General features: G+C 60.7%; 22 protein-coding genes and 1 tRNA gene. 19 read left to right on the top strand and 4 right to left on the bottom strand.

The window, feature by feature from the left end; genetic code table 11:
- Positions 1–178: 178 nt before the first annotated feature.
- On the top strand, positions 179–2,971 hold the full coding sequence (gene gyrA, locus F3H58_RS13575) for a DNA gyrase subunit A (RefSeq protein ID WP_035261270.1): 2,793 nt from the start codon (positions 179–181) through the stop codon (positions 2,969–2,971).
- A 96-nt stretch (positions 2,972–3,067) separates the two neighbouring features.
- On the opposite strand, the gene F3H58_RS13570 is transcribed toward gyrA, so the two are convergent.
- The 3 genes from F3H58_RS13570 to F3H58_RS13560 all read right to left on the bottom strand — a co-directional run bounded on the left by F3H58_RS13570 (position 3,068) and on the right by F3H58_RS13560 (position 5,763).
- Positions 3,068–3,328, bottom strand: coding sequence for a hypothetical protein (locus F3H58_RS13570; protein ID WP_003502750.1), 261 nt, complete (start codon positions 3,326–3,328; stop codon positions 3,068–3,070).
- Between the two features lie 83 nt (positions 3,329–3,411).
- Positions 3,412–4,905 carry a D-alanyl-D-alanine carboxypeptidase family protein gene (locus tag F3H58_RS13565; protein ID WP_149742569.1) on the bottom strand — a complete coding sequence of 498 codons (1,494 nt, stop codon included), beginning with the start codon at positions 4,903–4,905 and terminating at the stop codon, positions 3,412–3,414.
- 138 nt (positions 4,906–5,043) lie between these two features.
- Positions 5,044–5,763 carry a hypothetical protein gene (locus tag F3H58_RS13560; protein WP_149742568.1) on the bottom strand — a complete coding sequence of 240 codons (720 nt, stop codon included), beginning with the start codon at positions 5,761–5,763 and terminating at the stop codon, positions 5,044–5,046.
- 137 nt (positions 5,764–5,900) lie between these two features.
- Here F3H58_RS13560 and F3H58_RS13555 point away from each other — a divergent pair, with 137 nt between their 5' ends.
- The 4 genes from F3H58_RS13555 to F3H58_RS13540 all read left to right on the top strand — a co-directional run bounded on the left by F3H58_RS13555 (position 5,901) and on the right by F3H58_RS13540 (position 7,079).
- Complete coding sequence (locus tag F3H58_RS13555; RefSeq protein ID WP_035261275.1) at positions 5,901–6,164, top strand: hypothetical protein; 264 nt, start codon at positions 5,901–5,903, stop codon at positions 6,162–6,164.
- Between the two features lie 15 nt (positions 6,165–6,179).
- A complete protein-coding gene (locus F3H58_RS13550) occupies positions 6,180–6,407 on the top strand; it encodes a hypothetical protein (RefSeq protein WP_149742567.1) in 228 nt (75 codons plus the stop codon).
- A 342-nt stretch (positions 6,408–6,749) separates the two neighbouring features.
- Positions 6,750–6,902 carry a hypothetical protein gene (locus tag F3H58_RS13545; protein WP_162856850.1) on the top strand — a complete coding sequence of 51 codons (153 nt, stop codon included), beginning with the start codon at positions 6,750–6,752 and terminating at the stop codon, positions 6,900–6,902.
- Positions 6,903–6,989: 87 nt separating this feature from the next.
- A tRNA-Ser gene (locus F3H58_RS13540) sits at positions 6,990–7,079 on the top strand.
- Positions 7,080–7,209: 130 nt separating this feature from the next.
- Here the strand turns inward: F3H58_RS13540 and F3H58_RS13535 are convergent.
- Positions 7,210–7,548: a hypothetical protein gene (locus tag F3H58_RS13535; protein ID WP_149742566.1), complete on the bottom strand. Its 339-nt coding sequence runs from the start codon at positions 7,546–7,548 to the stop codon at positions 7,210–7,212.
- Positions 7,549–7,866: 318 nt separating this feature from the next.
- On the opposite strand from F3H58_RS13535, the gene F3H58_RS13530 reads away from it, so the two are divergent.
- The 14 genes from F3H58_RS13530 to F3H58_RS13465 all read left to right on the top strand — a co-directional run bounded on the left by F3H58_RS13530 (position 7,867) and on the right by F3H58_RS13465 (position 25,902).
- Entirely contained in the window at positions 7,867–8,955 is a 1,089-nt protein-coding gene (locus F3H58_RS13530; protein ID WP_149742565.1) for a septal ring lytic transglycosylase RlpA family protein, read from the top strand.
- Between the two features lie 75 nt (positions 8,956–9,030).
- A complete protein-coding gene (locus F3H58_RS13525) occupies positions 9,031–10,203 on the top strand; it encodes a D-alanyl-D-alanine carboxypeptidase family protein (RefSeq protein WP_137451954.1) in 1,173 nt (390 codons plus the stop codon).
- 135 nt (positions 10,204–10,338) lie between these two features.
- Positions 10,339–11,013, top strand: coding sequence for a dTMP kinase (gene tmk / locus F3H58_RS13520; RefSeq protein ID WP_065655460.1), 675 nt, complete (start codon positions 10,339–10,341; stop codon positions 11,011–11,013).
- The gene (locus F3H58_RS13515; RefSeq protein WP_149742564.1) at positions 11,006–12,031 is read left to right on the top strand and encodes a DNA polymerase III subunit delta'; all 1,026 of its coding nucleotides are present in this window, start codon (positions 11,006–11,008) and stop codon (positions 12,029–12,031) included. The genes tmk and F3H58_RS13515 overlap by 8 nt, the downstream gene beginning before the upstream one ends.
- Positions 12,032–12,301: 270 nt before the next feature.
- Positions 12,302–13,852 carry a methionine--tRNA ligase gene (metG, locus tag F3H58_RS13510; protein WP_149742563.1) on the top strand — a complete coding sequence of 517 codons (1,551 nt, stop codon included), beginning with the start codon at positions 12,302–12,304 and terminating at the stop codon, positions 13,850–13,852.
- Positions 13,853–13,863: 11 nt separating this feature from the next.
- Positions 13,864–14,646: a TatD family hydrolase gene (locus F3H58_RS13505; RefSeq protein WP_149742562.1), complete on the top strand. Its 783-nt coding sequence runs from the start codon at positions 13,864–13,866 to the stop codon at positions 14,644–14,646.
- Between the two features lie 2 nt (positions 14,647–14,648).
- Positions 14,649–15,473, top strand: coding sequence for an MBL fold metallo-hydrolase (locus F3H58_RS13500; protein ID WP_149742561.1), 825 nt, complete (start codon positions 14,649–14,651; stop codon positions 15,471–15,473).
- Positions 15,474–15,494: 21 nt separating this feature from the next.
- The gene (locus F3H58_RS13495) at positions 15,495–17,276 is read left to right on the top strand and encodes a chloride channel protein (RefSeq protein WP_149742560.1); all 1,782 of its coding nucleotides are present in this window, start codon (positions 15,495–15,497) and stop codon (positions 17,274–17,276) included.
- A 489-nt stretch (positions 17,277–17,765) separates the two neighbouring features.
- A complete protein-coding gene (locus F3H58_RS13490; protein ID WP_149742559.1) occupies positions 17,766–19,067 on the top strand; it encodes an MFS transporter in 1,302 nt (433 codons plus the stop codon).
- Positions 19,068–19,341: 274 nt separating this feature from the next.
- Positions 19,342–20,406 (top strand): efflux RND transporter periplasmic adaptor subunit, encoded by a 1,065-nt coding sequence (locus tag F3H58_RS13485; RefSeq protein ID WP_286169558.1) that lies wholly within the window; start codon positions 19,342–19,344, stop codon positions 20,404–20,406.
- Positions 20,406–23,540 (top strand): efflux RND transporter permease subunit, encoded by a 3,135-nt coding sequence (locus tag F3H58_RS13480; protein WP_286169507.1) that lies wholly within the window; start codon positions 20,406–20,408, stop codon positions 23,538–23,540. The genes F3H58_RS13485 and F3H58_RS13480 overlap by 1 nt, the downstream gene beginning before the upstream one ends.
- Positions 23,540–24,304, top strand: a complete 765-nt coding sequence (locus F3H58_RS13475) for a 4'-phosphopantetheinyl transferase family protein (RefSeq protein WP_188128909.1) — start codon at positions 23,540–23,542, stop codon at positions 24,302–24,304. The genes F3H58_RS13480 and F3H58_RS13475 overlap by 1 nt, the downstream gene beginning before the upstream one ends.
- 24 nt (positions 24,305–24,328) lie before the next feature.
- Entirely contained in the window at positions 24,329–25,108 is a 780-nt protein-coding gene (locus tag F3H58_RS13470) for an amidohydrolase (protein WP_149742555.1), read from the top strand.
- Positions 25,109–25,242: 134 nt separating this feature from the next.
- Complete coding sequence (locus tag F3H58_RS13465) at positions 25,243–25,902, top strand: TetR/AcrR family transcriptional regulator (protein WP_149742554.1); 660 nt, start codon at positions 25,243–25,245, stop codon at positions 25,900–25,902.
- The last annotated feature ends 116 nt before the right edge of the window (positions 25,903–26,018 follow it).

Raw genomic sequence — 26,018 nt, 5'->3', positions numbered from 1 at the left:
CAAGTCGCCGGCACTTTGAAAGGGAGCGGCGGCGCTTTTGCCGGGCTAAATCGTGAAAAGCGGCGTTCGTCTTGCAAATGACGCAAAAGCCTGTTCAAAACTCGCCGGGAAATTGGCTTAACGTGGCTGTTTCCGCTATAAAAATCCATCCGATTCTTAACAGAGAATGTGATCCGTTTTGACTGACCAGAGCCCCCCCGGCGGCGGAAAACTTCCGCCAGGCATTGAACCGATTTCCATCATGGAGGAAATGCAGCGGTCGTATCTCGATTACGCCATGAGCGTCATCGTGTCCCGCGCGCTTCCCGATGTGCGAGACGGCCTGAAGCCGGTTCATCGCCGTATTCTTTACGGCATGTCCGAACTCGGCATCGACTGGAACAAGAAATACGTCAAATGCGCCCGCGTTACCGGGGACGTGATGGGTAAATTCCATCCGCACGGCAATGCAGCGATCTATGACGCTTTGGCGCGTATGGCGCAGGACTGGTCGCTCCGCCTGCCGCTGATCGACGGGCAGGGCAATTTCGGCTCCATCGACGGCGATCCGCCGGCGGCAGAACGTTATACCGAATGCCGTCTGGAAAAGGCCGCCCATTCGCTGCTTGACGATCTCGACAAGGAAACGGTCGATTTCCGCGACAACTATGACGGCACCCTGCAGGAGCCGGTCGTCATTCCGGCGAAGTTCCCGAACCTTCTTGTCAACGGGGCAGGCGGCATTGCGGTCGGCATGGCCACCAATATTCCGCCGCACAATCTCTCGGAAGTCATCGACGGCTGTATCGCCATGATCGACAATCCGGCGATCGAGCTGCCGGAGTTGATGCAGATCATTCCCGGCCCGGATTTCCCGACCGGTGCGCTGATCATGGGCCGTTCCGGCATCCGTTCGGCCTATGAGACCGGCCGCGGCTCGGTCATCATGCGCGGCCGCGCCACCATCGAGCCGATGCGCGGCGACCGCGAGCAGATCATCATCACCGAAGTTCCCTATCAGGTGAACAAGGCGAACATGATCGAAAAGATGGCCGAACTGGTCAAGGAAAAGCGCATTGAGGGTATTTCCGACCTGCGCGACGAATCCGACCGTCAGGGCTATCGCGTCGTCATCGAATTGAAGCGCGACGCCAATGCCGAAGTCATCCTGAACCAGCTTTACCGCTATACGCCGCTGCAGACCTCCTTCGGCTGCAACATGGTGGCGCTGAACGGCGGCAAGCCGGAGCAGATGACGCTCATCGACATGCTGCGCGCCTTCGTGGCCTTCCGTGAAGATGTCGTCAGCCGTCGTACGAAATATCTGCTGCGCAAGGCGCGCGAGCGTGCGCATGTGTTGGTTGGTCTGGCGATTGCGGTTGCCAATATCGACGAGGTCATCCGGGTTATCCGTCATGCGCCCGATCCCGCTTCGGCCCGCGAAGAGCTGATGACGCGGCGCTGGCCGGCGCAGGATGTGGAAAGCCTGATCCGTCTGATCGACGATCCGCGCCACCGCATCAATGAAGACGGCACCTATAATCTCTCGGAAGAGCAGGCCCGCGCCATTCTCGAACTGCGCCTTGCCCGCCTCACGGCGCTCGGCCGCGATGAAATCGGCGACGAGCTGAACAAGATCGGTGCCGAAATTTCCGAGTACCTCGAAATCCTGTCGTCGCGCCTGCGTATCCAGCAGATCGTCAAGGACGAGCTTGTCGCCATCCGCGACGAGTTCGGCACGCCGCGCCGGTCCGAGATCGTCGAGGGCGGTCCCGATATGGACGATGAAGACCTCATCGCCCGCGAGGACATGGTCGTCACCGTTTCGCATCTCGGCTATATCAAGCGCGTGCCGCTGACCACGTACCGGGCGCAGCGTCGCGGCGGCAAGGGCCGTTCCGGCATGGCGACGCGCGACGAGGATTTCGTCAACCGTCTCTTCGTTGCCAATACCCATACGCCGGTGCTGTTCTTCTCCTCGCGTGGCATCGTCTACAAGGAAAAGGTCTGGCGCCTGCCGATCGGCACGCCGCAGTCCAAGGGCAAGGCCCTCATCAACATGCTGCCGCTGGAGCCCGGCGAGCGCATCACCACCATCATGCCGTTGCCCGAGGACGAAACGACCTGGGAAACGCTGGATGTGATGTTCTCGACGACGCGCGGCACGGTTCGCCGCAACAAGCTCGGCGATTTCGTGCAGGTCAACCGCAATGGCAAGATCGCCATGAAGCTGGACGAGGAGGGCGATGAAATCCTCTCCGTCGAAACCTGTACGGACCGCGACGACGTGCTGCTGACGACCGCGCTCGGCCAGTGCATCCGTTTCCCCGTGGACGATGTGCGCGTCTTTGCCGGCCGCAACTCCGTCGGCGTGCGCGGCATCAACATGGCCGAGGGCGACCGCATCATCTCCATGACCATCGTGGGCCATGTGGAAGCTGAACCGTGGGAGCGTGCGGCCTATCTGAAGCGCTCGGCTACCGAACGGCGTGCCGCAGGCGTGGATGAGGACGATATCGCGCTCGTCGGCGAGGAAGTGACGGAAGAGGGTGAACTCAGCGAAGAGCGCTATCAGGAACTGAAGGCACGCGAAGAATTCGTGCTGACGGTTTCCGTGAAGGGCTTCGGCAAGCGTTCCTCTTCTTACGACTTCCGCACCTCTGGTCGCGGCGGCAAGGGCATCCGCGCCACCGATACCTCCAAGACCAACGAGATCGGCGAACTTGTCGCGGCCTTCCCCGTGGAAGAAGGCGATCAGATCATGCTGGTTTCCGATGGCGGTCAGCTCATCCGCGTGCCGGTCAACGGCATCCGCATCGCCAGCCGCGCCACCAAGGGTGTGACGATCTTCTCGACCGCGAAGGATGAGAAGGTGGTTTCCGTGGAGCGCATCAACGAGCCGGAAGGCGATGACGAAGCAGAGAACGGCAATGGCGAAGATGCCGCCGACGATCTGCCCGATACACCGGAGGCACCGGAAAACGAGGCGTAAGCCGCCTCGTCATCTTCGGTGACCAATCAAGAAAAACCCCGCGGCGCTCAGGCTCCGCGGGTTTTTTGTTTGTGTCTTGTCGATTGCGTTTGATTTTCAGCGAATGCGAATATGGACCGGAGCGCGACCCGAGCGGCTCGCGACATGAAGGTGGATGTTCGCTTCCGGCTGATTGGAGCGCCAGGCGCGGGCGCCATGCGACAGAAGCAGCGCCACGAGATCGCGTGTCTTCGCCTTGGAACGATTAAGACCGAGATCGGCGATACGCATCGCCGCCTCGTGAATGGGATGCAGAACCGACAGGCTGCCATGCCCGTTGCCAGACGCAATGTCCGAATAATTCTCGTTGACTGCCATCTTGGAAAGCCTCGCTACACATTACAAACTTCGAGGATACAGGCGATGTTTCGACCATGAACCACCGCCTGTGGAAACGTCTGTTACTGGAGTGACGCCCAGCAGCTGACGCCTTTCTTTTTCAATACATTGCATGCATTTACCGCGGCGTTCTGGCCATCGAAACCGCCGAAACGGGCGCGGTAGATCTGGGAGCCGTCCTTGCTGAAGGCGACCGTGAAGGGTTTTGCGGAGCGCAGTGCCGCGCCGCCCTTTTCCTGCGCATTCTGCAACAGGCCACGCGCGGAGTTCTCATCGGGAGATGCACCGATCTGGATCACCCAGCCGCCCTGCGGAGCCTCGGACCTGGCCGAAACCGAAGGGGCGGAGACGACAGGCGCCGTGGTGGAGGCGGTGACGATATTGTCCACCTTGGTCGAGTTGGTGATCAACTTGGGGTCCGGCGCAGCGGGCGCCTGATTGATCGGATCCTTGCCCTTCTGCCAGGTGGCGGCTTCCATGGCCTTGACGGCTGCATTGGAAGAGGATCCTGCAAAGGCGGTAACCGGCGCTTCTTCGTAACGGGTCTGCGGCACCGGACCGGAATTGGGCAGGCCGGCTGCGGTTGCTGCAACTGCCACAGACGGAACAGCAGCGGCCACGGCGACGGGCTCTTCGACAGGCGCTGAGCGGGTCTGCGCGATGAGGTTGCTGTTGCCGCCACGCGATGCCTGCGGCAGGTAGGTTGCGACAAGCTTGCGCATGGTGGCGTCACGGGCAGCGCTGGAGCGGCCGCCGAGAACGACGGCGACGATGGAGCGGCCGTCAAGCTGTGCCGATGTGGCAAGGTTGCTGCCGGCTGCACGTGTGTAACCGGTCTTGATGCCATCCACACCCTTCACAGTTCCGACGAGGCGGTTATGGTTGCCGATAACCTGCTTGCCGAAATTGAAGGTGCGGGTGGAGAAATAGCCGTAATATTGCGGGAAATGCTGGCGAAGCGCGACGCCGAGACGGGCCTGATCGCGTGCCGTCGTCATCTGCGCCGTGTTGGGCAGGCCGTTGGCGTTGCGATAGGTCGTGCGGGTCATGCCGAGTGCGCGGGCCTTGGCGGTCATCATTCTGGCGAAACGGTCTTCCGAGCCGCCGAGATATTCGCCGAGCGCGGTTGCCATGTCATTTGCGGACCGGGTGACGAGTGCAAGGATAGCCTGTTCCACGGTGATGCTGCCGCCTGCGCGCACGCCGAGCTTGGATGGCGGCTCCTTGGCGGCGTTGGCTGACACCGGTACCTTGGAATCGAGCGAGATACGTCCGGTATTGAGCGCTTCGAATGTCAGATAAAGCGTCATCATCTTCGTCAGCGAAGCCGGATAACGCAGCCCGTCCGGATCCTCGCCATAGAGGACCTTGCCGGTCTTGGCATCGATGACGATGCCCGCATATTTCGGATCGGCCTTTGCGGTCTGAACGGATGTTGCGGTTATGAACGCCGCAGCAAGGGTTAGCGCAATAAACCTTACGAAAGACGTCGCACCCGCTTTGCGCGAATGTGCCCCAGATAGACTTTTCAACACTGCTGAACTCTTCAATCGCATATTTCTGTTCCGCTCGGACACGCCCCGCCCGATGCTCCGGGAAGAAACTTTATCGGGATGGCGTTACCAAGTGGTTTATGAAAGGTATCTGCCTTCCATAAAATGCGACTTTTCGCACGCAATCTGTGCCGTGCTGTTTCACCGATTTCCGTCTTTTACGAGGCGGCGCTCGATATAGTTTTTCACATCCGCGTCCAGCTTTTGCCATTGTGGCAGCAGGGCGGAGGAGAAACGATAGAACAGGCTAAGGTCCTGTCCGGCGTGAATATCCCTCTGGCAATCGCTGCCGGTGGCCGCCTGCGGCGTTTGCGGCAGCAGGCAGCGCACCACATAGGCGCTTTTGCCTTCGCGCTCGCCGGTCAATATGACTTCCTTGCCGTAACCGGAATCGGCGCGCAGGCGGTGCAGCAGCAGGCCGTGCTTTAGCGGCGCGGGCTCTCCTTCCGTCAGCCGCGAATAGATCGGCCCGAAACGACCGGACATGTCCTTGGACATGGTGCTTTGCGAAAGCTGGATGAAGATCAGCCCGGCCGCCTGCGCCGGATCGTCGAAGACGGCGCGATTCGCTTCCTCATAACCCTTGAGGTCAGGCCAGCTCAGATAAAGGTCGACGCGCTCGCGTTCCCCGCCGAGGCGCTCGGAAGGCGCCCGCAGGGTGTTTTTGGCAAGCTTCAGCCGGTCGTTGCCGATGACGATCTCAACCTCCTCGGTGGCCGTCGTATGGCCCGCCTGGAGAATCCGCTCGCCATACCATTTGATGCCGACATTGAGGAGGCCGAGAAAGACCAGAAGAATTCCGGCGATGAGAGCGGCCCGGAGCATGAGTGACGATGAAAGCAGGGGTTTCTGGTCGTTCATGGGCTTCCATATTCGTTCCGGCCGCCGGATGGGTTTCCGGCCGGGAAATAGCCGTGCAAAGCTTTAACCCGGGGCGATCGGCATTGAAATGATGTTTTGCCGCTGCTACCTGATAACCACCAAGCAAAGGACGGCATATGGCAGCGCGCGACAGATATTCCCGGAAGCTCGAATGTTCCAGATGTGGTCATCAGGGTTTTGCCGAAGCGTCGGAATCGGATGACAAGAGCCGCCGGGACGTCGATTTTCGCATCGATGAAATGCCGCGTGGATTTCGCGCGGAGCGCGCCTCGGGCGATCCGACGGATTTCATGATCCGCTGCGCCCAGTGCGGCAATATATTCCGTTTCCTGCAGAAAACCGCCTATGCGCCCGGAGGCGAGCCGCGCGTGAAGGCCTGAAGGGAAGGTGCCAGCATGACTTTACCGCAACAACCGAACGGAGCGCCGCAAAGGCGCAAGCCGATCTGGCCGTGGATCGTGCTGCTGGTGCTGACGCTCTCAGCCATTTACTCCTATAATCGCGCCAACGAAATCATCTCGGAATTGTCCGACACCTTGCCGCCGGCGCTGCTGAACCTGTTCGAAGATATTCTCCGCGGTGACGGGCGGCATGGCAATGGCGGGCCGAGCATCGGCGTCTGAGGTGAGGGCGGTATGGAGAGCCGCTGGCCTTTTTTGGCCGCGCTTCGCCTTCTGGGCCAAAAAAGAAAAAAGCCCCGCAAAGAGGCGGGGCAGGTTGATCGCTCGGGGAAAGTTGGGCAATGCCCGGGAGCGATGGGTTGATATAAGTGACAATAGTGCTGACGCGATAGGCCATTTCCGCCCCAAACAGTACGCCTATGCATAAATTTCGCTCAACCAGCAGATTTTTAAACGATGAGTTTGGACAATCTGTAAGACAACTTGACAGACTTTCGCTTTATTCTTCGCATTGCCTCGAATTGCACATATTCGCCTTTAACATAACGTGACATGAGCAGACGCATGGATAAATCGGGAATCCTCTTCGTGGCGCTTTTGCTGGTGCTTGTCGCAATCGTTTTGAGCCTGACGCTATTCGATACGGCTCAGCAGGTGCCCTCGATACCTTCAGGTGACGGATCCCTGCTGCCGCCGGCAACGACCCCGGGGCAATGATATGCCAGCCGTAAGAGAAGGGCGACACGGCTCGCCCGGGCGGGATTGACGGCCTTTTTCAAACCGCTATAAAGCGTCACCACCGATGGATGGGTGTCCGAGTGGTTTAAGGAACCGGTCTTGAAAACCGGCGTGCGTGAGAGCGTACCGTGGGTTCGAATCCCACCCCATCTGCCATAAAGCGCAAAAATCATTCGAACAACGCTGCGACGAGGGATGCCTCGATCGCGTTAATCAGCTTTGGAATGGCTCGAATTCAGCGCCAATGAGAAACCCGCCTTGTGGCGGGTTCCATGTGTTCATCCAATCAGATTTCCGGGCAGCCCCGTTCATTGGCGAAGGTGATGCGATCCGGTCCCCGGCGCGTGAAGCCTTCGACGACGACACGGCCCGGGGTGACGCGCACGACCTCGGGATCGCGCAGGCCTGCTTCACGGGCGGCGGCGCGGGCTTCGCGTTCGCTGCAGCCACGCATGCGAGGCGGGCCGCGGCGGTCTAAGTCCCGGTCGCGATCGCGGATGACGGGGCGAACGCCGTCGGGGCCGATTCTGAGTTCCATGTCCTGCGCACCTGCGGGGATCGGCGCGGCGAAGGATACCAGGGCGATGCCCATCGCAAGAGCTGTGGTTTTCATAATCTTGATCATGTTTCCTCCCTCAGCCGAAACCGGCGGAAAGCTCGTTTGTTTGCGGGAAGAGAACGCGGTTGCCGTCCGTTTGTTCCTTGCAGACGCGGTGAGCGGGAGATGTTGAGGCGGGTAAATCCGGCCCGACGGGTGGGCTCAAAAGATAGAAATCATTAACCACGTTCGTTACAATTTTATCGAATTTGCAGAAGTCGTTCGCATTTTCGCCACGTTATGCACAAGATTAAGCGACTGTTAGGTGCTTCGATGGCAGGGGCAAATAATCGAGGCAAGTGAGGGTGCGGTTCTCCGAGCCAATAGCAGCGTGGGGCAGACGATTTGAATTCTACGGTCAAGAAACTCGGCATCAACGCCAGGTCGGGCGTGAAGTGGCTTGCAATTTCCGTGCTTTGCGCCGCAACCGCATCGTGTTCCACGACATCCGAGACCAAGCCTAAGCCCAAGCGCAGCAAGGAATATTTTTCCGAATCCGAATATGGCGTCAAAGCTAGTCCGCGTGTGGCCGATGGCAAGGCCATACCCAAGGGTGGCGGGCGAGAGCTGATCGGCAATGCCTATACCGTCAAGGGCCGCCGTTATTTCCCGAAGGAAGAGCCGGGTTACAATAAAACCGGTCTTGCTTCCTGGTACGGTTCCGCCTTCCATGGTCGCCTGACCGCCAATGGCGAGGTCTACGACAAAGAACATCTTTCTGCCGCACATCCGACATTTCCCCTGCCGAGCTACGCGCGCATCACCAACATGGAAAATGGCGCTTCGGTTCTGGTGCGCGTCAACGATCGCGGACCGTTCCACGAAGGCCGCCTGATCGACGTTTCCAGCAAGACGGCCGATCTTCTCGACATGAAGGCCACCGGCACGGCCAATGTGCGGGTACAATATGCCGGTCGCGCACCGCTCGATGGTCACGACATGCCTTATCTGATGGCATCCTATATTCCGAAGGGTTCGCGCTCGCCGGGTGTGGCGCCCGAAGGGCAGATCGCGACGGGCGTGATGGTGGCTTCGGCCTCGCCGAATTTCGTTCCGGCTCCTGCGTCCAACCCGAATTATGGCGGCTCCACACAGACGGCGCTCGTCGGTTCCAAGAAGAATGCGGCGCTTCAGGCCATGCCGCTGGTCAACGGCCCGGCGCCGGCTTTCGAGCAGTTCGCGATCCTGCCGGAAATCGGTCCTATCCTGGCGGAGCGCCCGGAAGGCAATTTCATGCGTGAGCCGGCGGCGCCTGGCGGCAATTATCTGCGCGTGCCGACGCCTTCTTCCAAATTTGCGGCGGCCTATGCCGAAGAATCGGCTACGGTCTCCAGGACCGCGAGCGCCTTCGACAGCGTGCTCGTCGACCGTGGCGCGCTCAACGAGCAATCGATACTCGCCCATGTGAAGCGTCAGCAGGCGAAGTCGCGCTGACGAATTGAAGGATACGGCCGGCCTCTCGCCTTTATCGCGGGCAGCCGGTTACGGCAGGCAGAACTGGGCGGTTTCATGCGCAAGGCCATTCATCGCTCCTATTGTTCGGTCGTCGCAGCGGCAGCGTTTGCGTTTTTCAGTGCAGGCCCGGTGCAATCGCAGACCGGCCCCTTCATCGCAAAGGCCGAACAGGCCTATATGATCGATGCCGAAACCGGCACGGTGCTTCTTTCGCAAAACGAGAATCAGCCTTTTCCGCCCGCTTCGCTTGCCAAGCTGATGACGGTGGAAGTGGTGCTGGATGCGTTGTCAAAGGGGCAGGTGACGGCAGAGACGGCTTACCCCGTCTCGGAATATGCCTGGCGCACGGGCGGCGCGCCCTCGCGCACCTCGACCATGTTCGCGGCGCTGAAATCCTCCGTCGGCATCAACGATCTTTTGACCGGCATCATCGTGCAGAACGCCAATGACGGCTGCATCGTCGTTGCCGAAGGCATGGCGGGTTCGGATGCCTCCTTCGCCAAGCGCATGACGGCGCGGGCGGGCGAACTGGGCATGAGCAGCAGCACCTTCACCAATTCGACCGGGCTTCCCGACCCCGGCAACCGGACGACCGCGAGGGACATGGTGCGTCTTGCGCAACATCTGCGTGATACCTATCCCGAGCGTTACGGGCTTTTCACCAAACCGGATTTCGAATGGAACCGGATTTTCCAGCGCAACAAGAATACGCTGCTAATGCCCGGCAGCGGTATCGACGGTCTCGGTCTCGGTTTTGCGGAAGGCAGCGGTTTTGCCGCTGTCGTTTCGGCCGAGCGGGAAGGCCGCCGGGTCTATCTGGCGCTTGCCGGCATCGTGGACGACAAGACGCGGCAGGAAGAGGCCCGCCGGGTGGTGGACTGGGGCCTGACCGCCTTTGAAAAACGCCATCTCTTCAGCAAGGACGAAGCCGTCGGGTCTGTCAGCGTTTATGGCGGCGATGTTTCGCATATCGATCTTTCGCCGAAGGAAGATGTCAGCGTGCTGGTGCCGGTCAATAATCCGGATCGTATTTCCGGCCGTATCGTCTATCGCTGGCCCCTGAATGCGCCGCTGGACGTCGGGGCGAATGCCGGAACGCTCAAGATTTTTTCGGGCGAGCGCCTGTTGCGGGAAGTGCCGCTTTATACGAAGGCGGCAGTCGGCAAGGGGTCTCTCACCCAGAATGCGACAGGTGCGCTGAAGGAACTGCTGCTGTTCTGGCTCTGAAAGCCTGTTCCATGCGCGACCTTGTTCCTATGCTTTTGTTCAGGCATCGGTTTTTCTGAAAAGCGCTTCACAGATTTCGGTTCGATGCTGTAAACAGGCATTTCGAATTCGAGGAAACCCGTGCAGGACGTGACATTGGCCGAAAAGACCGGATTGTTCATCAGCTTCGAAGGCGGCGAAGGCGCCGGCAAGTCGACGCAGATTCGCACGCTTGCCGAGGCGCTTCGCGGCCGTGGTTTCGAGGTGGTCGTGACGCGTGAGCCGGGCGGCTCGCCAGGTGCGGAGGCCGTTCGTCATGTTCTTCTATCCGGCGCTGCGGAATCCTTCGGGGTGCGCATGGAAGCGATCCTGTTTGCGGCGGCGCGCAACGACCATGTCGAAGAGGTCATTCGCCCGGCACTTGCGCGCGGTGAGATCGTGCTCTGCGACCGGTTCCTCGATTCGTCGCGTGTCTATCAGGGCACGACCGGCAATCTGGAGCCGGATTTCATCGAGACGTTGCAACGCATTGCGATTGACGGCGTCGTGCCGGAACTGACGTTGATTTTCGATATTGCCGCCGAAAAGGGGCTCGCCCGCGCCAGAAAGCGCGCGGATGAAGGCGCTGCGCCGGACCGGTTCGAAAAAGAGGAAATCGAGACCCACGAGAAGCGGCGTGAGGCCTATCTCGACATCGCGCTTGCCGAGCCGCGTCGTTGCCGGATCGTCAACGCCGATCAGCCGGAAGAAAAAGTGGCGGAGGATGTCATGTCCTTTGTCGAACCCTTGCTCGAACAGCTGAAAACAGCAGCGGGCGCGGCGCATGAGTGAGGTCCAGGGCGTTCTCGACGGTGCGATTGCGCCGCAGCAGAACACGAAGCTTTTCGGGCATGAGGAAGCGGAAGCCTTCCTCGCGCAGTCCTATCGCTCCGGCAAGGGCCATCATGCCATTCTGATCGAAGGGCCGGAGGGGATCGGCAAGGCGACGCTTGCCTTCCGTTTCGCCAATCATGTGCTCAACCATCCCGATCCCTCGCTGGCGCCGGATTTTCTCGCCGATCCTAATCCGCAATCTCTCGTCAGCCGCCAGATCACTGCCGGGGCCTCGCATAATCTGCTGCATCTGACCCGTCCGGTGGATGAAAAGACCGGCCGTGTGAAATCCGCCATCACCGTGGACGAGGTGCGGCGGGCAGGGCACTTCTTTTCGCAGACCTCCGGCACCGGCAACTGGCGTATCGTCATCATCGATCCCGCCGACGATCTCAACCGCAACGCCGCGAATGCGATCCTCAAAATACTGGAGGAGCCACCGAAACGGGCGATGTTCCTCGTTCTCTCCCATGCGCCGGGAAAATTGCTGCCGACCATCCGTTCACGCTGCATGCCGCTCAGGCTCCTGCCGCTTTCTGATGCGGCCATGGTGCAGTCCCTCGATCATCTCGGCATCAGCCCGGAAGGCGAAAAACGCGACGCCCTGCTCGCCGCCTCCAAGGGCAGCGTGGCGCAGGCGTTGAAGCTGATGAATTACGGCGGCTCCGACATTGTCGAGGCCTTTGCGGAGGTCATGGCTTCCGAAGGGCCCGGCGTGCGCAAGCAGATGCATAAGCTTGCCGAGGTTCTGGCACAGAAGGATGGCGACATCGTTCTCGGCTTCTTCATGGAGCATGTGACGGAAGAGTTGATGGAACGCGCAAGGGCGGCGGCGATGGCGGGCGATATTGCAGCGGCAGAGAAACATGCACGGCTTTCCTCGGCGCTCTCGGAACGCATCACCGTGGCGCAGGCCTATAATCTCGACAAGAAGCAGATGGTGCTTTCCATTCTGGAAGATATTCGCGGCGCTTGAAGGCGAGGGATCGTGCGGAATGTACGATTCGACGGTGGATAAATTCTCCTCCGTCATGCCGGACTGGATCCGGCATCCAGCCACGGCGCGTCCGTGCCGTGGCTGGACCCCGGATCAGGTCCGGGGTGACGGAGTGCGGAGCCAAGCGCTCGCCAAATCCGCTTTGTCTGCAAGCTGTCGTACAAAACGTACGCTCTGCCTTTCGCTGCTGCGAACAATGGTTTAAGAGCGGTCTATCCAAAAAACAGCCTGTAAAGTCGATAGACCGTCATGACAGACAAGACACCATTCTACATCACCACCGCGATCTCCTATCCTAACGGCAAGCCGCATATCGGCCATGCCTATGAGTTGATTGCGACGGACGCCATGGCACGCTTTCAGCGCCTGGACGGAATGGATGTGTTCTTCCTGACCGGCACCGACGAACACGGCCAGAAGATGCAGCAGACGGCGCGGGCGGAAGGCATTTCGCCGGAAGAACTGGCTGAGCGCAATTCCGACCAGTTCCGGGCGATGGGCAAGCTGCTCAACGCCTCGAACGACGATTTCATCCGCACCACGGAAGAGCGTCACCACGAGACCTCGCGCAATATCTGGAACCTGATGGCCGACAGCGGCGACATCTACAAGGACAGCTATGCCGGCTGGTATTCCGTGCGCGACGAGGCCTATTACGCCGAGGACGAGACGGAAGTGCGCGCTGACGGCGTTCGCTACGGGCCGCAGGGCACGCCGGTCGAGTGGGTGGAGGAGGAAAGCTACTTCTTCAAGCTCTCCGAATATCAGGACAAGCTGCTGAAGCTCTACGAGGAGAACCCGGAGTTCATCGGCCCGGCAGAACGCCGCAACGAAATCATCTCCTTCGTCAAATCCGGCCTCAAGGACCTGTCGATTTCCCGCACCACCTTCGACTGGGGCATCAAGGTTCCGAACGATCCGAAACACGTCATGTATGTCTGGGTCGATGCGCTGACCAACTACATCACCGCCACGGGTTACATCGAAGACAGGAACGGCCCGCGTGCGAAATATTGGCCGGCCGACGTGCATATCATCGGCAAGGACATCATCCGCTTCCACGCGGTCTATTGGCCGGCTTTCCTGATGAGCGCGAAGCTGCCGTTGCCCAAGCGGGTCTATGCGCATGGCTTCCTGCTCAACAAGGGCGAGAAGATGTCTAAGTCGCTCGGCAACGTCGTCGATCCGGCCAATCTGGTGAACCATTTCGGTCTCGATCAGGTCCGTTATTTCTTCCTGCGCGAAGTCTCCTTCGGCCAGGACGGCAGCTATAGCGAAGAGGGCATCGCCACCCGCATCAATGCCGATCTTGCCAACGGTATCGGCAATCTCGCCAGCCGTTCGCTGTCGATGATCGTCAAGAATTGCGAAGGCCAGATCCCGACGCCCGGTGAGTTCACCGAAGAAGACAAGGCGATGCTGGCTTCCGCCGATGGGCTGCTTGAAATTTGCCGCGAGGAAATGGGCAAGCAGCTCATCCACCGCGCGCTTGCGGCCATCATCGCCGTTGTCTCGGAGACCGACCGCTATTTTGCCTCTCAGGAGCCGTGGGCACTGAAGAAGACCGATCCCGAGCGCATGGGCACCGTGCTTTACGTTACGGCAGAAGTGGTGCGCCAGATCGGCATTCTCCTGCAGCCCTTCATGCCGGAATCCTGCGGGAAGCTGCTCGATCTCGTTGCTGCCCCTGCCGACAAACGTGATTTTGCCGCACTCGGCGAAGCGGGCCGTCTGGTTCCGGGCACGCCGCTGGAAGCACCGAAGCCGGTCTTCCCGCGTTACGTCGCACCGGAAGCGTGAAGGCCAGACCCATGCTGATCGATACACATTGCCATCTGGATTTTCCCGATTTCGAGGCTGAGCGCGACGATATCATCGCCCGCGCCCATGCTTCGGGTGTGAGCCAGATGGTGACGATCTCGACCCGGGTGCGCCGGCTGCCCGAACTCTTGAAGATCACGGAAAAATATCCGTCGGTCTTCTGTTCGGTCGGCACGCATCCGAACAATGCCGATGAGGAACTGGATATTTCCGCCGACGAGCTTGTGCGGCTGGCGGAGAGCCATGACAAGATCGTGGCAATCGGCGAGGCGGGTCTGGATTATTTCTACGATACGCAGAAGCCGGAAGACCAGAAGACCGGCCTCATTCGCCACATCGAGGCAGCAAGACGAACGAAGCTTCCGCTTGTCATCCACAGCCGCAGCGCCGATGACGACATGGCCGCTATTTTGCGCGCCGAAAGCGACAAGGGACCATTCCCCTTCATTCTCCACTGCTTTTCCGCTGGTCCCGAGCTGGCGAAAACCGGTGTCGAGCTTGGCGGTTATGTGTCCTTTTCCGGCATTCTGACCTTTCCTAAATCGCAGGACATCCGCGATATCGCCGCCACCGTGCCGCTGGACCGGCTGCTGGTGGAAACGGATGCGCCCTATCTTGCGCCGAAGCGCTGGCGGGGAAAGCGCAACGAGCCGTCCTATGTGGTCAATACCGCTGAGGTTCTGGCCGAGGTGCATGGCGTTTCCTATGAGCGCATGGCCGAAATCACCACCGAAAACGCCTTCCGCTGCTTTTCCAAGATGACAAGGGTGTAGGTGTGGCAATCTACCGTCGTCGCTTCACGGTTCTCGGTTGCGCGTCGTCGCCCGGCGTGCCGCGCATCAACGGCGACTGGGGCGCCTGCGATCCCGAAAACCCGAAGAACCGGCGCACGCGAACGGCCTTCATGGTGGAGCAGATCGGCCCGGATGGCGGCAGGACGACTGTCGTCATCGATACCGGCCCGGATTTTCGCGAGCAGATGATCGCGGCCAAGGTGGAGGCGGTGGATGCGGTGCTTTACACCCATGCCCATGCCGACCATCTGCACGGTATCGACGATCTGCGCATCTATTTCGCCCTTCAGCAAAACCGCATTCCGATCTATGCCGATCCCATTACCATGGCGCGGATAAAGGACGGTTTCGCCTATTGCCTGGAGACCCCGCCGGGCAGCAGCTATCCGCCCATCGTCGAACCGCGGATCATCGCCGATATCGACGCGGCGCTGATCGTCGATGGGGCAGGCGGGCCGATCCCGTTCAACGTGCATATGCAGCAGCATGGCGATGTGCATTCGCTGGGCTTCCGCATTGGTGACGTCGCCTATTGCACCGATGTCAGCGATTTTCCGGCAGAAAGCCTGCCGAAGCTTGCCGGTCTCGATGTCCTCGTCATCGACGCGCTGCAGCACCGGTATCACCCCAGCCATCTTTCACTGGAACAGGCGCTTGGCTGGATCGAGAGATTCGCACCCAAAAGGGCGATCTTGACCCACATGCATATTCCGCTCGATTATGAGACGGTGATGCGGGAAACGCCTGATCATGTCGAACCGGCCTATGATCAGATGCGTTTCGAGATCGAGTTCGAAGCAGCCTGACGCCGCCTGAAAAGGAACAGCATGTCGACCAAGCCTTTCCGTGCACCCAGTATGGCGAGCTTTTTCGACAATCTGCGCGCCAGTCGCCTGCGGGCGATGTTTCGGCGGGGCGAGCTGGGACTGGTGCTCCTTGCCGTCTTCATCGGCATTGCGGCGGGCTTTCTGGTGGCGCTGATCGGCGCCTTGAGCACGGCGTTGCATCTGCTGGTTTTCGGCGTCGAGCGGTTGAGCAGCAGCGATCTTTCCGGACGGATCGTGCTTGCCGGCCCAATCATCGGCGGCATCGTGCTCGGGCTGATCATCTTCATCCTTTCGAAGACCCGCAAGAAACCCATGGTCGACCCCATCGAGGCGAATGCGCTGCATGGCGGCCGGTTGTCGTTGACGGACAGTATCATCGTCTGCGTGCAGAATGTCGTTTCCAACGGTTTTGGCGCGTCCGTCGGGCTGGAGGCCGGTTACACCCAGATCGCCAGCGGCGTCGCCTCGAAGATCGGCATCAAGCTGAAGCTGCGGCGAGGGGACATGCGTATCCTTGTCGGCTGCGGTGCGGCGGGCGCGATTGCTGCTGCCTTCAATGCGCCTCTGACCGGGGCGTTCTACGCCATCGAACTCATCATCGGCACCTATACCGTGGTGACGCTTGCGCCGCTCATCGTCTCGGCACTGGTGGCGACGACGGTCATCGGGATCATCGGCGGCCATGGTATCTCGATCGATATTGTCGATGCCAGCCGTGTAACACCGGCGGATTATGTGCCCGCCATCTTTCTCGGCGTCGTATGTGCGGCCATCGGCATCGTGCTGATGCAGGCGGTGTCCTTCATCGAAGAAACCGCACGCAAAAGCGCCATTCCGAGCTGGCTGCGTCCTGCCATCGGCGGCGTGGCGGTGGGCGGGCTCGCGCTGATTTCACCGCAGGTGCTGTCGAGCGGCCATGGCGCGCTGCATCTCAATATCGATGCGGAACTGACGATATACGGGGTGGCCGGACTGTTCCTGTTGAAGGCGGCGGCCAGCGCCATTTCCATCGGTTCGAATTTCCGCGGCGGCCTGTTTTTCGCGTCGTTGTTCATGGGCTCGCTGCTCGGCAAGATTTTCGCGCTCTGCGCACCGTATATCGGCTATGGGTCGACAGCGCCTATCGTCTATGCCGTGATCGGTATGAGCGCCTTTGCCGCCGCCATTATCGGCGGTCCGCTGACGATGACGTTTCTGGCGCTGGAACTGACAGGCGACTTTCAGATCACGGCGCTGGTGCTTGCCGCCGTCATCACCACTTCGCTCGTGGTGCGCACGACCTTCGGTTACTCCTTCGCCACCTGGCGTTTTCACCTGCGGGGTGAGAGCATTCGCAGCGCCCATGATATTGGCTGGATCCGCGACCTGACGGTCGGCAGGATGATGCGCGCCGATATCCGCAAGGCCAATGTCAGCATGGGCCTCCCGGCCTTCAAGGAGAAGTTCCCGCTCGGCTCGACGCAACGGGTAATCATGACCCATGATGACGGGCGTTATGCCGGCATCGTCCTCGTGCCGGAAATTTACGCCGACCCGATGGATCGCGACCCCAGCAAGATCAGCCTCGAAACCTATCTGCAATACAAGAACGATGTGTTGCTGCCGACCATGAATGCCCGCCAGGCGGCGGCAGCCTTTGATGCGGCGGAGAGCGAAGCGCTGGTTGTCGTTAATGACAAGATCGAAAATCGCCCTGTCGGATTGCTTACCGAAAGCCATACGCTGAGGCGCTATAGCGAAGAACTGGACCTGAGACGCCGGGAGGCGTCTGGTGAGTTTTGAAATTACATTATATTGTCTGGTTTAAATTTTGATATAATTATATTATTTCTATCCATATTCACCCCAATTCTTCGCGGAAAAGAGGCTTTTCTCCGCGCAAACACGCGTCGGCTGAATCCCTGTGACAAGCACGGAAATGAGGGTCGAGGACTGGCTCCGGCACGGGGAGCCAATTTGTCGCGTATGGGCGCAGAAAAAGCTGCCCCAATGTCCAGCCTTCACCATCGCCTGACATCGCCTGCACACGCGACCGCAAACGACATTTCCCGTCACCCTGTCATTTTTCTCAAGCCCCGCTTGACAAAAAAAACATCCGTCGCAATAAATAGACTGACTACTTAATTAATGAAATAAGTGGCTGAAATAAGCCGGGCGGGCGAGGTGTGAGGATCGTTCATACGCGTCGCTCCGGGAACCTGTGCGGCCGGATATTTACCGCCTTCCCTCCTTACCGGCGGCGCCGTGAGCAGATGAAACTTGGAGAGTGTTATGCCTTCAGACAGCAGCACGGTTGAGACGATGCCTCTTGCGACGTCCTGCTGCCAACTCGAAACGGTTTCCGCATCCGGTTATCGCGGGCTCGGCCTTCCGCATCGCCGTGCGCCGCTTTATGGCGTCATCCTTGCCGGAGGCCTGTCGCTTTTCGGCAATGCGGTGGCGGCCGTTGCGCTGCCGTGGATCGTGCTGTCCCTGACCGGCAATGCCGCCTGGACTGGGATGGCGGCGGCGGCGGGCATGATACCGCTGGTTATCGGCGCTTTCTGTGGCGGCCCCGTCGTCGACCGTTTCGGTTCGCGCATCGTTGCGGTTACCGCCGATCTCGCCAGCGCCCTGAGCGTCGTGGCCATTCCCTTTCTCATGATGGCGGGGCACATGGATATCGGCCTTCTGCTCGGCCTGATCGTGGTCGGGGCGCTGCTCGACGGTCCGGGCATGATCGCCCATGATGCAAGGGTGCCGGAACTTGCCCGCATCGCCCGGATGCCGATCGAGCGGGTCACCTCGATAGATGAATTGCTTGAAAATGCGGCGATGATTTTTGGCCCGCCGGTCGCGGGCATCGCCATTGCCGCTTTCGGGATGGAATATGCCCTGCTGATCACGGCGGCCTGTTCGCTGCTCGCTGCCGTGATCGGCGCGATCTGTTTGCCGCGTCATAGGCGCAAATCCGCCGGTGCGGATCGCGGCGATGCGACATTTGCAGGTCTGCGCTTTCTGCTGACGGAGCCGCTTTTGCGTCTTCTGCTTGTCGTCGCCATGGTGATGCTGGCGGTTTTCGGGGCGCTCAACGCCGTTGTCCTGCCGGTACTGTTTAAGGCCAGCGGAGCGGATGTCCTCGACCTCGGGCTGTTTCTCTCGGTTTCCGGGGCAGGGGCGGCTTTGTCTGCGGTGGTTTTCGCCATTCGCGGCCACTCGTGGAACAGCCGGGCCGTGCTGCTCGCCGGCATATCCGGCGCGACGCTCTCCATCGGCCTCATCGCGTTCTTTGAGAGCGGTCCTTTGCTGCTCATCGCGGCCGCCCTGATCGGTCTTTCCACCGGGGCGCTCGGCCCGCTCGCCAATGCGATGTTTCTGAAACGCGCGCCGGCTGCGATCCGCGGCAGCGTGCTTGGAACCACGGCGGCGATTGCGATGATGGCGACGCCGCTTGCCGTGCTGATCGCCGGTTTCGGCCTCCAGGCCGCCGGCGCCGCCTGGTTCTTGTGGGGGCTCAGCGCCACGCTCTGCCTGCTGGTGTTCTGGGTTTTCCTCAGCCCGGCCGCACGTGCGCTGGCGAAATCGCCGCCATGAGCGGGCGACCACCTGTTCCTTCGAGATGCGATCAAACCACCCGTGCGCCGCAGTTTTTGCCGCACCCGATGTTCAAACCCGGACCCGTCCTGCCATGAACGACCTGAATTCCTCTTTCCCAAATCCTCAGCTTGCAAACCCTCGGCCACTACCCGGAGAAACGACCGGACGACGACCTTCGCGACGCCTGTTCTGGTGGGCGCTGCTCGCCATTGGACTTGCAGGCGGCGGGGCCTGCCTGATACTGCCGGTTGAGGAGGCGCCCGCCGTGAGCATGACGCCCGTCAAGGTGCGGCCGCATGTGTCCGTCGTCACCTCAGCGCCTTATGGTTTCAACGCCGGGCAGGACGTTGCCGGCCTTCTCGCCGCCCGCAACGATATTTCCATCGGTACGGCCGTGACCGGCCAGCGCATCGTCGAGGTTTTTGTCGATGTCGGCGATACGGTTGCGGCCGGGCAATTGCTGGCGCGGCTGGAAAGCAAGACGCTCGCGGCCCAGGTCGAACAGACGGAGGCGACCGTCGCCCGCGCCCATGCCACACTCGCCGAGGCCGAGGCGGCGGAGATCGAGGCGAGCGAGAATCTGCGTCGCGCCGAAGGTCTTTCCGGCTCCAGCGTCAGCAAGGAACAGCTTGGCCAGCGCCGCGCCGCGGCGGCCATGGCACAGGCCAAGATCGAGGGCGCGCGTGCCGAACTGGCGGGCGCGCAGGCGCAATTGACCCAGCACCGTCTCGAACTGGAGCGGACCGAGATCCTCTCGCCGAAACCCGGCCTCATCAGGAAGCGCCATGCCCGTATCGGCGCGATGCCGGATAGTACTGAGCCGCTGTTTCGCCTGTTGCAGGATGGCGAACTGGAATTTCTCGCCGAAGCGCCGGAACGGGTGCTGCCGTCCCTGCAAACCGGTCAATCCGTGGCAATCGCGGTCAATGGCGTCAGTCGGGCCATTCAGGGGACCATCCGTGTCGTCGAACCGGCGGTCAACACCCAGAGCCGCCTCGGCATCGTGCGCATCGCGGTTCCGCCCTCCGCCGATCTCAGGGCCGGGGCTTTCGCGCGCGGCAAGGTCGATCTCGGCGAGCGCCGCTTCCTCGTCTCCGTTCCTGAAGCAGCATTGCGGCTGCGCCGCGAAGGTGCGGCCCAACTTGTGGTGGTCGATGATGAGAACAGGGTGGCGCGCCGCGCCGTTCGTGTGGGGCAGGCGCAGAACGGCGTCGTTGAAATCCTCGAAGGGTTGAGTGCCGGCGAGCGCATCGTGGAAAGCGCGAGCGCCTTCCTGCGCGACGGCGATGAGATCGTCGGCGTCAGCGAAGTCGCGCAGAAGGAGGCGGATCGCTGATGACCAATATTTCCTCATGGGCCATCCGCCGCCCCATCCCCACCATCGTCCTGTTCCTGCTTTTGACGCTTGTCGGCATCCAGTCCTTCATGAAGCTGCCAGTCAACGCCAATCCGCGCGTCGATTTTCCGATTGTCACTGTCTCCATCGTTCAGGCGGGCGCCGCGCCGGCGGAACTGGAAACACAGGTGACGCGGCGGGTCGAAGGCGCGATTTCCGGCCTTGCCGGCATAAGACATATCCAGTCGACCATTGGCGACGGGCTTTCCACCACGACGGTGGAATTCCAGCTTGGCATCGATACGGCCCGCGCCACCAATGACGTGCGCCAGGCCGTCTCGCAGATACGCTCCGAAATGCCGCGTGACATCGAGGAGCCGACAATCGCCAGCCTCGATGTCGAGGGCGGGGCGATCCTCTATTTCGCGGTCCGCGCCGCGCAGATGTCGCCCGTCGATCTCTCCTGGTTCGTCGACGAGATCATCGGCCGCGAATTGCTGACAACCAAGGGCGTGCAGCGGGTGCAGCGTATCGGCGGTGTGAGCCGCGAAATCACCGTCCAGCTCGATCCGGACCAGCTGATCGCCTTCGGCATCAATGCCGAGGATATCAACAATCAGGTTCAGGCCTTCAACACCAATGTGCCCGGCGGCAGAAGCCGGCTCAACGAGAAGGAACAGTCGATCCGCGCGGTTGGCGGCGCGATCACCGCCGCCGAACTGGCGGAGCGGCCCATCAGCCTTCCGAACGGCCAATGGACGACGCTCGCGACGCTCGGCAAGGTAACGGACGGTGAGGCCGAGCCGCGCGAATTATCGCGTCTCGACGGCGAGCCGGTGGTCGGCTTTTCCGTGTTTCGCGCCAAGGGGTCGAGCGACACGGCGGTTGAAGACGCCGTCAATGCCACGATTGCGCGGTTGGTCGACATCTATCCGGGTGTCGAGATCGACCGGGTGCTCTCGACCGTCGATTATACCCGGGCGAGCTATCAGGTCGCCATGGAGACGCTGATCGAAGGTGCTGCGCTGACCGTCGTTGTCGTCTTCCTGTTCCTGCGCGACTGGCGGGCGACGCTGATCGCGGCTGTCGCCATGCCGCTTTCGATCCTGCCCACCTTTGCAGTGATGTTGTGGTTCGATTTTACCCTCAACAGCATCACCCTTCTGGCGCTGACGCTGGTGATCGGCATTCTGGTGGATGACGCAATCGTCGAGGTGGAGAACATCGACCGGCATTTGCATATGGGCAAACGGCCGTTTCAGGCGTCTATCGATGCGGCGGACCAGATCGGTTTTGCGGTTCTCGCCATCACCGCAACCATCGTCGCGGTGTTTCTGCCGGTCAGCTTCATCGGCGGCGTCATCGGCCAATATTTCAAGCAGTTCGGGCTGACCGTCTCCGTCGCCGTACTCGCCAGCATGCTGGTGGCGCGTCTCGTGACGCCGTTGATGGCCGCCTATATTCTCGTGCCGAAGGCGGTGAAGCATGAAGAGCACGGCGCGCTGAAATCCCAGCCAAAATCCCGTATAGGCCGGGGTTACGTGGCGCTTCTGGAACTTGCGCTTCGCCATCGGCTGAAAACCTGCGGCATCGGCGTTCTGGTGCTCGTCGGTTCCTTCCTGCTGGTGCCGCTTCTGCCCTCGGGCTTCCTGCCGAGCGACGACCGCAGCCTGTCGCGTATCCTGATCGAGTTGCCGCCGGACTCGACGCTGCGCGATACCGACAGTGCCGTGCAGTCGGTGACATCAGCGCTCCGGGAAATGCCGGAGGTCAAAAGCGTCTTCGCCTCCATCGGCAGGACGGATGACGGCCCCGACGTTGCCCGTGCCTCGCTGTTGGTCACTCTCGTGCCGACTTCCGAGCGTTCGTTTTCCCAGCGTCAGTTCGAGCTTGGCGCAGCAGGCCTGATTGCCCGCACCCCCAATATCCGCTTCGCCTTCCAGAATGAAAATGCGGCGCGCGATATTTCCATCATCCTCGTCGGCGATGAGCCTGAGAAGCTCGCCACTGCGGCTCTTGCCGTGGAAACCGGCATGCGCGGCATCGAGGGCATCGCCAATGTGCAGACCACCGAGCCCCTGCCGCGGGCGGAATTGCAGATCAGGCCGCGTTTTGACGAGGCGGCCCGGCTTGGCGTGTCCACGCAATCCATCGCCGCCGTCACGCGCATTGCCACCACTGGCGATACGGACGCCAATTCCGCCAAGTTCAATATCGGCGACCGGCAGGTGCCGATCCGCGTGATGATCGAACGGGGAGCGCAGAGCAATCTCGATACGCTCGGCATGCTGAGGGTATCGGTGGCGAATGGCAGCCTGCCGCTGATGTCGGTCGCCGATCTTTCGGTCTCGGAAGGGCCGGGGCAGCTCAATCGCTTCGACCGCCAGCGGCGGGTGACGATCAGCGCCGATCTCGCCGGCATTCCGCTTGGCGTCGCGCTGGAGCGCATCAATGCGCTCGACGCCGTGGCCTCGCTTCCGGCCGGTGTGCGGCAGGTGCAATATGGCGATGCCGAATATATTGGCGAGATGTTCCAGAGTTTCAGCGCCGCCATGCTGTTTGGCCTGATGATGGTTTTGGCTGTGCTGATCGTTCTCTTCAAGGATTTTCTCCAGCCGATCACCATTCTCGTGGCATTGCCGCTTTCGGTGGGCGGCGCAATCGTCGGCCTGTTGCTTTATGGCGGCGCGCTCGATCTGCCGGCGGTCATCGGGTTGCTGATGCTGATGGGGATCGTCACCAAGAACTCCATCCTGCTGGTGGAATTCGCCATCGAGAAGCGCAATGGCGGGCTGAGCCGCCAACGGGCGCTGGTGGAGTCCGGCGTCGAGCGCGCGCGCCCGATCATCATGACCACGCTTGCCATGGTTGCCGGCATGATGCCGGCGGCGCTGGGGGTGGGGGCGGATGCCGGTTTCCGCGCGCCCATGGCGATTGCCGTGATCGGCGGCCTGATTACATCCACCCTGCTGAGCCTCGTTTTCGTGCCCGTGGTCTTCACCTATATGGACGATCTGCGCGGCTGGCTCGGCCGCAGGCTGCAGCATCTCACTTCCGTGACCGCCGCAGACCGGGCAGGGGCGGAGCGTCGGATAGCCGAAGGCGAGGCCGCAACGGTGCAGGGGCAGGGATGATGGCGGATTATCGGATATCAGGCCTGAAGGCGCCCGCCGTGCACGAGCATATCGCCGCCACCGTCGGACGATCCGAGGGTTTCCTCTCTGGTCCGGTTTTTCTCGATACCGGATCGGAAAACGTCATCGCGCTCGAGGTGCAATATCATCTGCCATTCTACCGGACGGCCCTGTTCGACCGACTGGAGGTGGCGATGCCGAAACTCCTGGCCGAAGCGGTTCCCAAGCGGCAGGCGGAGTTTCTCGCGGGCCGTTTTCTGGGGCAGGCGGCGCTCACGTTTTTCGGGCATGGCCCTCAGCCGATCGGCATCGGCAACAAGCGCGAGCCGGTATGGCCATCAGGCATAAGCGGTTCGATCAGCCATTCCCACGGCATCTGCGTCTGCATGGTAACGCATGATTGCGACGTGAGGGTCGGCGTCGATATCGAAAAAATCGAGCCGGGAGCGGTAATGGAGGTCATCCTGAAGCGCGCCCTCGAGCCGCTAGAGCGCAGGCTGATCGCCGACCGCGAGGAGTGTGACGCAGGCATACTGCCTTTTCTGGTGTTTTCCGCCAAGGAGACGCTGTTCAAGGCGCTTTATCCGGTGGTTGGACGCCATTTCGATTTCCAGGCGGCGCGCCTTTTCGAAAAGCCCGGCCGCGATGAATTGCGGTTGGACCTGACGCGCCCGCTGCATCGCTTGCTTCCGGCGGGACGCCGTTTTTCCATCCGTTTTTTGGTGACGGGCAGTTTTGTCCGCACCTGGCTTGTTTGTCGTTAAACCCATGTTTTCAAGGAGATATTGATGAGTGATAAGGATCTTCGCGTAACGCTCGTGCAGGCCGATCTGGCCTGGGAAAATACCGAGCGGAATTTGCAGCAATTTGACCGGCATCTCGATGAGATCGAGGCGACGGATCTGATCGTCCTGCCAGAGATGTTCACCACGGGTTTCAGCATGAACCCGAAGGCCGTGGCGGAACCCATGGATGGGCTTGCGGTAAACTGGCTGCTGGAGACCGCGCGCCGGCACGACGCGGATATCGTGGGCAGCGTGGCGATTGCCGAGGACGGGCGTTATTTCAATCGGCTGATCTGGGCGCGCCCGGACAGCACGCTCATTCATTACGATAAGCGGCATCTGTTCACCTATGCGGGCGAGCACGAGCATTACACACCGGGGCAGGCGCAGCAGTTGATAGAGCTGAAGGGCTGGAGCATCGCTCCCTTCATCTGCTTCGATCTGCGCTTTCCGGTCTGGTCGCGCAATCGCGGCCAATATGATGCGGCGATCTATATAGCGAGCTGGCCCGCCCGCCGGGCTTCCCACTGGAAAACGCTGCTGCCGGCCCGGGCCATCGAAAACCAGTCCTATGTCATCGGCGTCAACCGTGTGGGTATCGATGGCAACGATCTCTCCTATGACGGCGACAGCATGGTCATCGACCCCTTGGGCGAGATATGTTTTCACGCCAATGTGAAGCCAACCGTGCATCAGCGGCGGCTCTCCCGCCAATTGCTGGATGAAACCCGGATAAAACTGCCTTTTCTTCGCGAATGCGAGCGGTTTGAATTGACCGCCTGATACGTCTGGCAGCCAAAATCCTAGCGGGGCGGGTTCTTCTCCGCCCCCATTCGCCTTTTACGGGTAGGACGGGTTGACAGGCGACCGCGATATAATTAATGGATTAAGTGCTCAATTAATTTATAGGAGCAATCATGGCCCGCAAGCTGGATCCAGCCAAGCATGAAGCCAAGCGGCAGCAGATTATCGAGGCCGCCATCACCTGCTTCGCGCAAAACGGCTTTCACCAGACCACCACGGCGCAGATTTGCGCGGCGGTCGGTATGAGCTCCGGCAATCTCTTCCATTATTTCGACAGCAAGGAAGCGATCATCGAAACGATCGTTGCCGAAGAGCGACGGGAAACCGCCGACTATTTCGCCGAACTCGGCGCAGCGGACGATCAGTTCGGTGCGATTTTGGGTTTCGTCGACGCCTCGCTGGAGCTTGCGACCGATCCGACTTATGCCCGGCTGGTGCTGGAAATCGCTTCCGAAGCCATTCGCAATCCAGCCATTCACGCGCTTGTACGCACCGCCGACCAGGAAATTCGCGCGGGCATCGCCGATCTCGTGCGCAAGGGAATGGAGCGCGAACAGATCGACGCCAATCTCGACGCCGAGCGCGCCGCCACCTGGATTGCCGCATTGATTGACGGTGTTTTCTCGCGTCTGGCGGTCGATCCCGATTTCCAGCCCCTGAAAGAAGCCGAGATGATGCATCTGGTCATCGGCCGCTTCCTTTCGGCACGGCAATATTCCAATGCAGCGGATGAAACCGGACGATGTCCGACGCCGGCAACGGCTGGGGCATAGGCCCGTACGAATAGTCCTGGAAAACCGGACTGCGGTTTTTATTTCTTGTCTCCGGCAGCCGCCGACATGCGGCGGCGGGCTCGCTTGTGTCCACGAGAAATCCGATCGTTGATGTG

Origin of the sequence: Rhizobium sp. NFACC06-2, assembly GCF_900101425.1 — a bacterium.
Taxonomy (GTDB): domain Bacteria; phylum Pseudomonadota; class Alphaproteobacteria; order Rhizobiales; family Rhizobiaceae; genus Agrobacterium; species Agrobacterium leguminum.
Note: the sequence above shows the minus strand (reverse complement) of the source record. Positions and strands in the feature narration are given on the sequence as shown.

Coding starts and splice junctions, on each gene's coding strand:
- F3H58_RS13570 (WP_003502750.1), bottom strand. CDS start 3,328: ATGGCAGTCAACGAGAATTATTCGGACATTGCGTCTGGCAACGGGCAT.
- F3H58_RS13565 (WP_149742569.1), bottom strand. CDS start 4,905: ATGCGATTGAAGAGTTCAGCAGTGTTGAAAAGTCTATCTGGGGCACAT.
- F3H58_RS13560 (WP_149742568.1), bottom strand. CDS start 5,763: ATGAACGACCAGAAACCCCTGCTTTCATCGTCACTCATGCTCCGGGCC.
- F3H58_RS13555 (WP_035261275.1), top strand. CDS start 5,901: ATGGCAGCGCGCGACAGATATTCCCGGAAGCTCGAATGTTCCAGATGT.
- F3H58_RS13550 (WP_149742567.1), top strand. CDS start 6,180: ATGACTTTACCGCAACAACCGAACGGAGCGCCGCAAAGGCGCAAGCCG.
- F3H58_RS13545 (WP_162856850.1), top strand. CDS start 6,750: ATGGATAAATCGGGAATCCTCTTCGTGGCGCTTTTGCTGGTGCTTGTC.
- F3H58_RS13535 (WP_149742566.1), bottom strand. CDS start 7,548: ATGATCAAGATTATGAAAACCACAGCTCTTGCGATGGGCATCGCCCTG.
- F3H58_RS13525 (WP_137451954.1), top strand. CDS start 9,031: ATGCGCAAGGCCATTCATCGCTCCTATTGTTCGGTCGTCGCAGCGGCA.
- F3H58_RS13515 (WP_149742564.1), top strand. CDS start 11,006: ATGAGTGAGGTCCAGGGCGTTCTCGACGGTGCGATTGCGCCGCAGCAG.
- metG (WP_149742563.1), top strand. CDS start 12,302: ATGACAGACAAGACACCATTCTACATCACCACCGCGATCTCCTATCCT.
- F3H58_RS13505 (WP_149742562.1), top strand. CDS start 13,864: ATGCTGATCGATACACATTGCCATCTGGATTTTCCCGATTTCGAGGCT.
- F3H58_RS13495 (WP_149742560.1), top strand. CDS start 15,495: ATGTCGACCAAGCCTTTCCGTGCACCCAGTATGGCGAGCTTTTTCGAC.
- F3H58_RS13490 (WP_149742559.1), top strand. CDS start 17,766: ATGCCTTCAGACAGCAGCACGGTTGAGACGATGCCTCTTGCGACGTCC.
- F3H58_RS13485 (WP_286169558.1), top strand. CDS start 19,342: ATGACGCCCGTCAAGGTGCGGCCGCATGTGTCCGTCGTCACCTCAGCG.
- F3H58_RS13480 (WP_286169507.1), top strand. CDS start 20,406: ATGACCAATATTTCCTCATGGGCCATCCGCCGCCCCATCCCCACCATC.
- F3H58_RS13475 (WP_188128909.1), top strand. CDS start 23,540: ATGGCGGATTATCGGATATCAGGCCTGAAGGCGCCCGCCGTGCACGAG.
- F3H58_RS13470 (WP_149742555.1), top strand. CDS start 24,329: ATGAGTGATAAGGATCTTCGCGTAACGCTCGTGCAGGCCGATCTGGCC.
- F3H58_RS13465 (WP_149742554.1), top strand. CDS start 25,243: ATGGCCCGCAAGCTGGATCCAGCCAAGCATGAAGCCAAGCGGCAGCAG.